This window comes from Kaistella sp. (assembly GCF_032060305.1).
Classification (GTDB): Bacteria; Bacteroidota; Bacteroidia; order Flavobacteriales; family Weeksellaceae; genus Kaistella; species Kaistella yananensis.
The window spans coordinates 1-11,540 of sequence record NZ_DAMBHK010000074.1; the positions used below are offsets into that span (position 1 = coordinate 1).

The 11,540-nt window shown below is 40.1% G+C and carries 12 protein-coding genes; 10 read left to right on the top strand and 2 right to left on the bottom strand.

Annotated elements, in window-relative coordinates:
• From V5N63_RS09805 to V5N63_RS09850, 10 genes are all read left to right on the top strand, one after another.
• Positions 1–940, top strand: a 940-nt coding sequence (locus V5N63_RS09805; RefSeq protein ID WP_332033800.1) for an HD domain-containing protein, incomplete at its 5' end; no start/stop codon positions are given.
• A gap of 50 nt (positions 941–990) precedes the next feature.
• Complete coding sequence (locus V5N63_RS09810; RefSeq protein WP_332033801.1) at positions 991–1,665, top strand: hypothetical protein; 675 nt, start codon at positions 991–993, stop codon at positions 1,663–1,665.
• Between the two features lie 74 nt (positions 1,666–1,739).
• Positions 1,740–2,768 (top strand): UDP-3-O-(3-hydroxymyristoyl)glucosamine N-acyltransferase, encoded by a 1,029-nt coding sequence (lpxD, locus tag V5N63_RS09815; RefSeq protein ID WP_332033802.1) that lies wholly within the window; start codon positions 1,740–1,742, stop codon positions 2,766–2,768.
• Positions 2,765–4,162: a bifunctional UDP-3-O-[3-hydroxymyristoyl] N-acetylglucosamine deacetylase/3-hydroxyacyl-ACP dehydratase gene (locus V5N63_RS09820; protein ID WP_332033803.1), complete on the top strand. Its 1,398-nt coding sequence runs from the start codon at positions 2,765–2,767 to the stop codon at positions 4,160–4,162. Before lpxD ends, V5N63_RS09820 begins: the two co-directional genes overlap by 4 nt.
• Positions 4,163–4,951, top strand: coding sequence for an acyl-ACP--UDP-N-acetylglucosamine O-acyltransferase (gene lpxA / locus V5N63_RS09825; protein ID WP_088467970.1), 789 nt, complete (start codon positions 4,163–4,165; stop codon positions 4,949–4,951).
• 76 nt (positions 4,952–5,027) lie between these two features.
• Positions 5,028–5,591, top strand: coding sequence for an elongation factor P (gene efp / locus V5N63_RS09830; protein WP_088467969.1), 564 nt, complete (start codon positions 5,028–5,030; stop codon positions 5,589–5,591).
• A gap of 42 nt (positions 5,592–5,633) precedes the next feature.
• Entirely contained in the window at positions 5,634–6,536 is a 903-nt protein-coding gene (locus V5N63_RS09835; protein ID WP_332033804.1) for a UDP-3-O-(3-hydroxymyristoyl)glucosamine N-acyltransferase, read from the top strand.
• 1 nt (position 6,537) lies between these two features.
• Positions 6,538–7,107, top strand: a complete 570-nt coding sequence (locus tag V5N63_RS09840) for a hypothetical protein (protein ID WP_332033805.1) — start codon at positions 6,538–6,540, stop codon at positions 7,105–7,107.
• 85 nt (positions 7,108–7,192) lie between these two features.
• Positions 7,193–8,065 (top strand): succinate--CoA ligase subunit alpha, encoded by an 873-nt coding sequence (gene sucD, locus V5N63_RS09845; RefSeq protein WP_088467966.1) that lies wholly within the window; start codon positions 7,193–7,195, stop codon positions 8,063–8,065.
• 90 nt (positions 8,066–8,155) lie between these two features.
• Complete coding sequence (locus V5N63_RS09850) at positions 8,156–8,815, top strand: porin family protein (RefSeq protein WP_332033806.1); 660 nt, start codon at positions 8,156–8,158, stop codon at positions 8,813–8,815.
• 67 nt (positions 8,816–8,882) lie between these two features.
• On the opposite strand, the gene V5N63_RS09855 is transcribed toward V5N63_RS09850, so the two are convergent.
• Both V5N63_RS09855 and V5N63_RS09860 read right to left on the bottom strand, forming a co-directional pair.
• Positions 8,883–10,199 carry an ABC transporter permease gene (locus V5N63_RS09855; RefSeq protein ID WP_332033807.1) on the bottom strand — a complete coding sequence of 439 codons (1,317 nt, stop codon included), beginning with the start codon at positions 10,197–10,199 and terminating at the stop codon, positions 8,883–8,885.
• A 42-nt stretch (positions 10,200–10,241) separates the two neighbouring features.
• Positions 10,242–11,156, bottom strand: a complete 915-nt coding sequence (locus tag V5N63_RS09860) for an ABC transporter ATP-binding protein (protein ID WP_332033808.1) — start codon at positions 11,154–11,156, stop codon at positions 10,242–10,244.
• Positions 11,157–11,540: the final 384 nt, after the last annotated feature.

An 11,540-nucleotide genomic window follows, 5' to 3' on the forward strand; every position in this document is an offset into this window, starting at 1 on the left:
GATTCTGCTTCACGACATTGGTCATGGTCCTTTTTCGCACGCTTTGGAAAATATGTTGATGGAAGATTGGCATCATGAAAAGCTTTCATTGTTGTTGATGAATGACTTGAACAGAGAATTGGACGGCCAACTGACAATGGCAATAGAAATGTTTCAAGGGAAATATCACCGGAAATTTTTCAATCAGTTGATTTCTTCTCAACTTGATGTGGACCGTTTGGATTATTTGAAACGCGACAGTTTCTACACAGGCGTTTCCGAAGGAAATGTGAATACGCAGAGAATTATTTCGATGATGAATGTTGCGGATGACAAACTTGTGATTGATGCGAAAGGAATTTATTCCATCGAAAATTTTTTAACGGCGAGAATGTTCATGTATTGGCAGGTGTATTATCACAAGACATCGGCTTTGGCGGAACATCTTTTGGTGAAGATTTTGGACCGCGCAAAAACTTTAGTTTCAGAAGGAAAAGAACTCAAAGCTTCCGATAATTTAAAATATTTCCTCGAAAAAAATAAGTTCGTTCGTGCCACAAAAGAAGACATCCAAAGATTTACAGAGTTGGATGATAACGATATAATTCAGGCGATGAAATTTTGGACAAAAAGTGATGATTTTATTCTTTCTTATCTGTGTAAATGTGTTATTCAAAGGAATTTTCCGAAGACCATGATTTCTTCAAAACCTTTTGAAAAAGATTTTGTCGAAGATAAAATTGACAAAACAAACGCTTTCTTCAATATTGAGAATGGAGCGGAACTCGTGGATGAAATTTCAAGAACGCTACTTCCTTACAATATAGAAAAACAGCCAATTCATCTTCTTCCAAAAAATGGCGAGAAATTCAGGCTCGAAGATTCAGAAAATCAGATTCTTTCCGCATTTATAAATCAATCGAATACTAAATATATTCTGTCTTTTCCAAGAGAGATTTAATTAGATCCCAATCGGTTCAGTTTTTGCCCTTACTTTCAAAATTGGAAGTGATGAGAAAAATTCTGTTGGTTCTGAGTGGTCTTTTTGCAATTTCCTGCATAAAGAAAAATTCTATACAAAACACCATTCAACAATCAGTAAAAAAGGATTCCGTAGTTGTTAAAACACATAAAGTTTCTGATAGTTCGACTATAGAGAATAAATCAGAAATAAAAATAGTTGAGGAGGAAAAGGGAAATCGGGAAGTAAACGCAGAAGAAAATCAAGACAAAAATACAGGCGAAGCCGATGCAGCTTTTCAGTGGGAAGCCAATCAAAAATTGGAAAAATTACTCAAACACTTTGGCAAAAATATTCCCGGGTATTATGGCGGAGCTTTTATCAACGATTCCGGTGACCTGGAAATAAATTTATTTGGAGATACGGCTAAAGGTAAAAGGGAAATTATTAAGATTATTGGCAGTGAAAAAGTGCATTTCAACACGCAAAAATATTCTTATAATGAGCTCGATAAATTAATGACTTTTCTGAACGATTTTGCTCAGAATCCCGCAAACAAAAAGTATGCGCAAAACATGTCTTTTTGGTGGGTGATGGAAAAAGAAGGATACATTAAAATGGGTTTGTTGGACAACAGTCCGGAAAAAATAAAGGAATTCAAAGCACACATTCATAATTCCCCCGCTATTAAATTTGTGAAATCAAGCGGAATTATATTGCAGTAAAAACACACGTTTTTAGGCGTCTAAAATTCTGAAAATTATTTTGTGTAAACCATATTTTCTTATCTTTGCAGGATATGGAATTTACAGCATCGCAGATCGCAGGATTTATCAACGGAAGAATTATAGGCGACGAAAATGCCACTATCAGCGGTGTTTCCCCTATTGAGAGTGGTGAAGAAGGCCATCTTTCCTTCATCGCGCAGGATAGATTTGCAGACTATATCGATACAACGAAATGTTCAGTACTTATCGTTTCCGAAAAACTTTTAACCAAAGACACTTATCCTACCACCATTATCGCAGTAGAAGATGCTTATCTTTCTTTTCAGGTTCTTATGAATCTTTATAAGGAAATGCAGGGCAGAAAGACCGGTATCGAGCAGGGTGCAGTATTTCATGAAACCTCCAAAGTTGGTGAAAATGTGTATGTTGGCGCGTTTACCTGTGTTTCCGAAAAAGTAAAAATTGGTGACGAAAGCCAGATTTACCCTCACGTTTACATCGGCAAAAATGTAAAAATAGGCAAAAACTGTATTATTTACAGTGGGGTAAGAATATATGATTACTGCGTGATTGGCGACAACTGCGTCATCCATTCCAATACCGTAATAGGATCAGACGGATTCGGTTTTCAGGTGACCAAAGACGGTTATCAGAAAATTCCGCAACTGGGTAATGTTGTTTTGGGAGACCATGTTGAAATTGGCTCCAACTGCAGTATCGACAGAGGTACAATTGGTTCAACCGTGATCGGAAACGGAACTAAAATCGATAATTTAATTCAGATCGCCCACAATGTAAAGATTGGTGAGAACAATGTAATCGCAGCTCAGGCGGGCATTGCAGGATCCACCGTTATTGGTGACTGGAACCAGATTGGCGGTCAGGTGGGGATTGTTGGGCATATTACCATCGGCAATCAGGTGAAAGTTCAGGCCCAGAGCGGCGTGAATTCCAATACGAAAGACGGGGAAATTCTTTACGGATCACCTGCCATTAATGCCGGAGAATACAGAAGAAATTATGTGCATTTCAGAAATTTCACCGAAATCGTGAAACGCATCAATACTATTGAAAACAGCACTAAAGATAAAAACCAGTGAGTGATAAACAAAAAACTTTAAAGGAAGAAGTTTCCCTTTGTGGGATTGGGCTTCATACCGGAAGAGAAGTAACATTAACAATAAAACCGGCCAAGGAGAATACCGGTTTTGTATTTGTACGTACCGATTTGGAGGGGCATCCTCATATTGAGGCCGACGTAAACTACGTCACTGCAACCGAACGGGGAACGACCCTTGAAAAATTAGGAGTCAGAATTCATACCTGCGAACATCTTCTGGCAGCTTTGGTAGGCTGCGACATCGACAATGCTATTCTGGAAATGAACAGTGCAGAGCCTCCAATTTTAGACGGTTCTTCAAGGTTTTTCGTTGATGCCATTGAAAAAGCAGGGATTGTGGAACAGAATGTAGACCGCGAATATCTGGTTGTGAAGGAAGTCCTGAATTATGTTGATCCCACTACCGGATCCGAGCTTACCATCATCCCTTCCGATACTTATGAAGTGACGACAATGGTAGATTTCGGGACGAAAGTTCTCGGAACCCAGAATGCCACCTTAAAAGATATTTCAGAATTTAAAGACGAAATTTCATGTGCACGTACTTTCAGTTTCCTTCATGAACTCGAAATGCTTTTGGATGCCGGTCTTATTAAAGGTGGCGATATTTCCAACGCTATTGTTTATGTAGATAAAGAACTTACTGCAGAAACTTCAGAAAAACTGAAAAAAGCCTTCGGTAAAGATGATGTTTCCATCCGCCCGAACGGGATTTTAGATAACCTTACCCTGAATTATCCCAACGAAGCCGCGCGCCATAAACTGTTAGACGTGATCGGTGACTTAGCCTTGGTGGGAGTAAAGATCAAAGGAAAAGTGATCGCCAACAAACCGGGACATTTTGTAAACACCCAGTTTGCAAAAAAACTCAACAGACAGTGGAAACTGCAGAGAAAGAAAAATGTTCCCGATATCGACATCTACAAAGAACCCGTTTTCGATATCAACGGAATCATGAAACTTATGCCACACCGGCCGCCGTTCCTCCTTATTGATAAAATTCTTGAGCTTTCAGACTCTCACGTAGTGGGGCTGAAAAACGTCACCATGAATGAACCGTTTTTTGTGGGGCATTTCCCTAAAGAACCGGTAATGCCGGGCGTTTTACAGGTGGAGGCTCTGGCACAGACCGGTGGAATCCTCGTTCTGGCAAGCGTTCCTGATCCCGAAAACTATTCCACTTATTTTATTAAAATGGATAAAGTAAAATTTAAGAAAAAAGTGGTTCCGGGTGATACCCTGGTTTTTAAAATAGAACTTATTTCCCCAATACGAAGAGGGATTGTTCACATGCAGGGCTATGGCTATGTAGGCGACAGCGTTGTAGTAGAAGCTGAATTGATGGCGCAGGTCGCAAAAAATAAACCGGATTAAATGGTACACCAGTTAGCTGCCGTTGACAAACGCGCAAAAATAAAGAAAAATGTAATCGTAGAACCGTTTACTACCATTGCCGGTGACGTAGAAATTGGCGAAGGAACCTGGATCGGTCCTAACGTAACGATTATGGATGGTGCCAGAATCGGGAAAAACTGCCGTATTTTCCCAGGTACAGTGATAGCCGCAGTTCCGCAGGATCTGAAATTCGAAGGTGAAGATACCCAGGTGATTATCGGTGACAATACCACCATCAGAGAATGTGTTACCGTAAACCGCGGAACCAAAGCGCTGGGTTACACCAAAATAGGAAACGACTGTCTCATTATGGCGACATCACATATTGCGCACGACTGTGTTCTCGGGAACGGCGTAATCATCGTGAACGGTTGCGGTATTGCAGGGCATGTCGAAATCGGAGATTATACCGTAATGGGCGGACTTTCAGCGGTTCACCAGTTTGGGAAAATCGGTAAACATGTGATGATTTCCGGAGGAACTTTGGTAAGAAAAGATATCCCTCCTTATGTGAAAGTAGCACGAGAGCCCATGACTTATGCAGGAATAAATTCTGTAGGTCTGCGCCGGAGAGGCTTTACCAATGATAAGATCTTCGAAATCCAGAAAATTTACAGAGCCATCTTCCAGATGAAGATGAATGTTTCGCAGGCATCAAGCTATATTGAAAAAGAAATGCTGCCGACTGCCGAAAGAGACGAAATTTTAGAATTCATCAAGAATTCGCCCAGAGGTATCGTAAAAGGCTACGGCACCGGAAAAGAATAGACACAATACAACTTTAATTAACACTGATAAGTCCGGAGATGCATCTTCAGACGATAACTAAAAATTCAAACTTTAAATGGCAACCAGCAACGATATTAAAAAAGGAATGTGTATCGAATACAGTAACGATATCTTCAAAATTATCGATTTCTTACACGTAAAACCAGGTAAAGGTCCAGCGTTCGTAAGAACCAAAATGAAATCGGTAACCAACGGTAAAGTGCTTGAAAACACTTTTTCCGCAGGTCACAAAATTGATGAAGTAAAAGTAATCACCAGAAAATTCCAGTATCTTTACGAAGACGACAATGGTTTTCACTTTATGAATAATGATGATTTCTCACAAATCTACCTGAACAAAGAGATGATCGAGAACTCGCAGTTTATGAAAGCAGGTGAAGAAGTAACCATCATTCTGAAAGAAGCAGATGAATCTCCACTTTCAGCAGAAATCCCGCCAACGGTTTATCTGGACGTTATTGAAGCAGATCCTGGAGTGAAAGGAAATACTGCAACCAACGCCCTGAAAAACGCAATCGTAGAAACCGGAGCAAGAGTTATGGTTCCTCTTTTCATTGAAGCAGGTGACAAAATTAAAGTAAACACCGAAGACGGAAATTATCTGGAACGCGTAAAATAAAAATTGATGGAAGGTGAAAATCTTCCATCTGCTTATTAAAATATGACCTTCAACCAACCGCAGACCCTAAGGAACATTGCAGATCTCATCGGTGCCCAAATGATTGGCGACGAAAACTTTCCCGTTCTTGGGACCAACGAAATTCACCGCGTAAAAGCCGGGGAAATTGTTTTTGTGAATCATCCCAAATACTACGATAAAGCCCTTAATTCTGAGGCAACCATTATTCTCATCGATAAAGTGGTGAACTGTCCGGAAGGGAAGGCTTTGTTGGTCTCCGATGATCCCTTCAGGGATTTCAATAAAATCAATACCCATTTCACGCGGATTTACAATTTTTCAGAAGAACTTCACGATCTTGAAGTCGGCGAAGGAACACGCATTCATCCTTCAGCAGTGATTGGAAACGAAGTGAAAATCGGCAAAAACTGTATCATTTTCCCGAATGTTGTGATAGGCGACAGAACCATCATCGGCGACAACGTGATTATCCAGAGCGGAACTGTTTTGGGCGGCGACGCATTTTATTACAGAAAACTTAACGGAAATTTCGACCGCCTGATTTCTGTAGGAAATGTCATCATTGAAAACAATGTGGAGATCGGAAACAACTGCACCATCGACCGTGGCGTTACGGATTCTACCATCATTGGCGAAGGTTCTATTTTAGATAATTTAATACAAATCGGCCACGATACCATCATCGGTAAAAAAGTGCTTATTGCTTCCCATGCTGCGATTGCAGGTTGTTGCGTCATCGAAGACGAGGTAACGGTTTGGGGACAAGTAGGTATGGCGTCCGGTAACCGAGTGGGAAAAGGAGCAGTTCTTTTAGGCAAAACCGGCGTCAACAAAGACTTGAAAGGCGGAAAAACCTATTTCGGACAGTTGGCGGAAGAGTTTAGGGATTATTTAAGAAAAGAGGTGAAACTGAAAAATCTTTAAGATGAAGCGAATTTTATCTTTATTGAGTTTTTTCCTGTTTATATTAAGCTTTTCTCAAAAAGCTGAAATCAATGCTAAGATACTTTTTGCCGACGGTACCGTTTCCGATGCTAAAATTTTATTCAGAAAAAGCATCTTTTACGAAAACGAAATATATGAGAACAGTATCACCCAAAAGAATATTTTTCTTATCAATGATGCTGGCAAAAAAGAAAAACATCTCTTTAATAAGTTCAGACGCATTGAATTTGTTGATCTGAAGGGGCAAAACAGGGTTTTTGAAAGACCACTGGAAAAATTCGGAATGTTTGAATTGATTCAGGACGGACCAAAGATGAAATGGTACAGGGATTATACAGAAAATGCGTACGACCATTCTCAAGGGTCTATTGATATTTTGATTAAAAATGATGGTAAGTATGAAATGTTTAGTATTTTAACCAACTATAAAAAGAAACTTAAGGAGATTACTTCTGATATGCCTGTTTTAGCGGAGTTCATTGAAAGTTGCAATTTCTTTAACAATACAAATTCCTGTCTTCAGGAAGTATTTAAGAAATATAACGAATAAAATAATTGATAATTTTTTTTAACTCGGCAGATTCAGTAAATTTGTGAGAGTTAATATTCTATAATAAATTTAAAAAAACATAAGAATGTCAGTATTAGTAAACAAAGATTCTAAAGTAATTGTACAGGGCTTTACAGGAAACGAAGGAACCTTCCACGCAGGTCAGATGATTGAATACGGAACCAACGTAGTAGGCGGTGTAACTCCAGGAAAAGGAGGAACTGAGCATTTGGGTAAGCCGGTTTTCAATACCGTTGCTGAATCGGTAGAAAAAGCGGGCGCGAATGTTTCCATTATTTTCGTTCCGCCAGCATTTGCTGCAGACGCCATTATGGAAGCTGCGGAAGCCGGAATTAAAGTAATTGTATGTATTACCGAAGGAATTCCTGTGGAAGACATGGTGAAAGTTAAAGCTTATATTGCTGACAGAGATTGCCGATTGATCGGACCAAACTGCCCTGGAATCATCACTTCCGACGAAGCGAAAATCGGGATTATGCCAGGTTTTGTTTTCAAAAAAGGGAGAGTGGGTATCGTTTCAAAATCAGGAACCCTTACTTACGAAGCTGCTGACCAGGTAGTGAAAGCAGGTTACGGAGTTTCTACCGCTATCGGAATCGGTGGTGACCCCATCATCGGTACTACAACCAAAGAAGCTTTGGAACTGTTCATCAACGATCCTGAAACGGATGCTGTAGTCATGATCGGAGAAATCGGAGGTTCATTAGAAGCTGAAGCTGCAAGATGGTATAAAGAAAGCGGTTCTAAAAAACCAGTTGTTGGTTTTATCGCAGGTCAAACTGCACCAAAAGGTAGAACAATGGGTCACGCAGGAGCAATCGTAGGTGGTGCCGAAGATACTGCACAGGCGAAAATGGCGATTATGAGAGAAAACGGAATCAATGTGGTGGATTCACCTGCTGAAATTGGTTCTACTGTAGCTCAGGTTTTAGGATAATTTTCCTCATCAAAATATAAAAAGGTTCTGTAAGTTTTTACAGAATCTTTTTTTGATCAATATTTTTTATCTTTGTCGATAAACACTATTATGAAAAATAAACTATTTGTTGTTTCCGCACTATGTGCAGCGGCGCTCTTTTCAGCACAGATTGATCTGCGCAATACCAGATTTGGGATTACCGGCGGTGGAACTTACTCGCGCGTGAGCAATGCCCACAATCCTTCCGGGCCTATTTATTCAGGTTTCGGCGGGGTTTTGGCCCTGATTCCGGTAGATCATAACGATCAGTTTTATATCCAGCCGGGAATAGAATATCTGGGTGCCGGGGAAACCGGAAAAGATAAAGATATGAAAGGGGCAGTGGGTTACGACGCAATATATGCCAACAATTATATCAGCGTACCGCTTTATTTTAAAGGCTATTTTTCTGAGGCAGAATCTGAGTTCTTTGGCCTTGCTGGCCCGAAATTCAATTTTCTCATCAATCAGAATATTAAAAACGCTCCTGATAGGTACACAGAAGAAGGAGTAGGTGATATCAACGGTAAGGCCGCGGGTTTCAATTTTGGAGTAGGCTTAGGCATTGGTTTTTCCTACCGAAGAATGCTTGAAGTTACCGGCCGCTACGATATCGGTTTAAGCAACACTTACAAAGGCCTTATGAAAGAGCAGACTGGTGATCCCAATATCAGCAAGAAAAAATCTGAACAGGTCTTCAGTGTCGGCCTTAGTTATATCTTTCAGTAAAATATTTAAACAGATAAAAAGAAAAATCCCGCCAAGTTATTTTGACGGGATTTACTTTATCTTAACCTTAACTCCTGATCCATTTCCAGATTTCTTTAGCGCTGGCTTTATTTCCGTACATTAAAATTCCTACCCGGTAAACTTTTGCCGCGATATAAATCATTAGTAACGTTGAAATCACCAGCAGGAAGATCGAAAGTGCGATCTGCCAGCCCGGAACCCCAAACGGAATTCTTGCAATCATGGCCACAGGCGAGGTGAACGGAATAATCGAGAGCCAAAAACCAAGTGGTCCTTCAGGATTATTCATAATCGTAAAACTTCCGTACATGCCAATCATCAGGGGAATGATGGCGAAAAGGGTAAACTGCTGCGTTTCGGTTTCATTATCCACTGCTGAACCGATGGCTGCATACATCGAGCTGTAAAAAATATACCCTAACAGAAAGAATATGATGAAAACGAAGATGATCAGCGGATAATTCATGTCCAGCAGAATATGCGAAACTTCTGAAGCGGTCTGCTGAATATCAAATTTTTCAATCATTTCTTCCGACTGTTCGCCGCCGGGGATCTGCTTCTGCATCGCCGAAAAACCGGTATTCAGAAATATCGCGCCCAAAACCGACATGGTAATCCAGATGCTGAACTGCGTTAATGCAACCAGTGTTACACCCAGAATTTTCCCCATCATGAGTTCAAAAGGTTTTACCGAAGAGATGATGATTTCTACCACGCGGTTGTTTTTTTCCTCTAAAACACTACGCATTACCCGCACACCGTAAATAATGATAAACATGAAAACCGCGTACATCAGAACCATGCTGAGGCCCGATTTTATCCCGAAATCAAGATCTGAATCTGCTTTGTTATTATCTACAACATTCTGGGTATTGAGGTCGAAATTTTTATCCAGACTGATGATCTGATCTTCAGAAATTCCGAGTTTTTTAATTTTTTCCTGCTTTACGATTCTCGACAGATCAGCCACCACACTCATTTTAGTCTCGAAACCAATCTTTTTATTGATCAGTAATTTCGAGTTTTTCTCAAGCTCATCAAAGTTGTTATCTTTAAGTTCGGGAATGATCAGAAGTCCTTCGATTCCGTCCATGTCCTTTAAAGTCGAGGTAAGTGCTTTCTCGTTTTCCCGAGGTACGAAAACATATTTTATCGACTGGTCGCTTTTCAGGTTGCCTACAAACAGTCCGCTTTTATCAATGACGTTAAACGTGCTCGTACTTTCGTTTGCCTTGAAGAGAAATGTGATAAACGCCGCAAAAGCGATCATCAGCACCGGCGCGAGAAGGGTGAGGATGACAAAAGATTTTTTCTTTACCTGGGTGAGATATTCTCTTTTGGTAATTAAAAATATATTTTTCATGAATTGACTTTCAGGTTAATTTTTAAACATTAAAAAAGAAATTTACCGCTTACCAGCCGAAACTGCGTTGATGAAAACTTCGTTCATGCTCGGGATTTTCTCATCAAAAGACCGTATTTTGCCGACTTTCATCAGTTCATTCAACACAATATTTTGGTCATTATCGTTTTTCAAATCGAAGGAAACCAACTCGTTCTCTGTTGCATATTCCTGAATCTGATAACGGTTTCTGAACTGTTCAAATGCGTCATTATTGATGTCTGCCAAAGTCACCCCGAATATATTTTTCTTGAACTGCTCGCGCACATCGAACACTTTTCCGTCAAGTACTTTCTTCGCATGATCTATTAATGCTACATAATCGCACATTTCTTCCACACTTTCCATTCGGTGCGTAGAGAGGATGATGGTGGTACCGTTGTTTTTTAAATTGAGGATCTGGTCTTTTATTAGATTGGCGTTTACCGGATCGAAACCCGAAAACGGTTCATCAAGAATCAACAGTTTCGGGCGGTGAAGAACCGTCACCACAAACTGAATTTTCTGGGCCATCCCTTTGGAGAGTTCACTGAGTTTTTTCTTCCACCACTGGTCGATTTCCAGCTGCTCGAACCAGTATTTTGCCTGGTTCAGCGCATCATTTTTATTCATGCCTTTCAGTTCCCCGAAATACAGAATTTGGTCTCCCACCGACATGTTTTTATAGAGTCCGCGCTCTTCAGGCATATAACCGATCTGGCGGATATGGTTGGGGTTCAGTTTTTCGTTATTGATGAAAACTTCGCCTGAATCTGACTGCGTAATCTGATTGATAATTCTGATAAAAGTGGTTTTTCCGGCGCCGTTCGGTCCAAGAAGGCCGTAAATACTCGCTTCGGGAACGTTGATGGAGAAGTCTTCGAGCGCAAGTTTTTTGCCTGCGTTGTAAGTTTTGGTTACATGTTCTGCTTTAAGCATCGAAAATCAATTTAATCAATTAGTCTTCAAAACTAGCTGAATGTTACGGATTAAAGGCATTCTAAATCAGTTAAGAGTTTTGCAGGAATCCAAAATTAAATATTTGAAATCCATAGTTTTTGTCCGCTGACTATACTTCAAAAAATTTCACTTTCCCTGATCAAAAGAATCCAAAGTTCTGCAGTCTAAATCTTGCTGAGGTAAATCTGTTCCGGTATTTTCGGAAAAAATTTAGACCTTAATTACTTTCGAATTGAAATTCTTTGTAAAAGTGATCGGCTTCAGAAATAACCGAATCCATTTCTTCGAGCGTGAAAACTTCAAGGAACTTTCTGCGGAAATCTTTAAAATGGGGAATTCCACGGAAATAGTTGCTGTAATGCT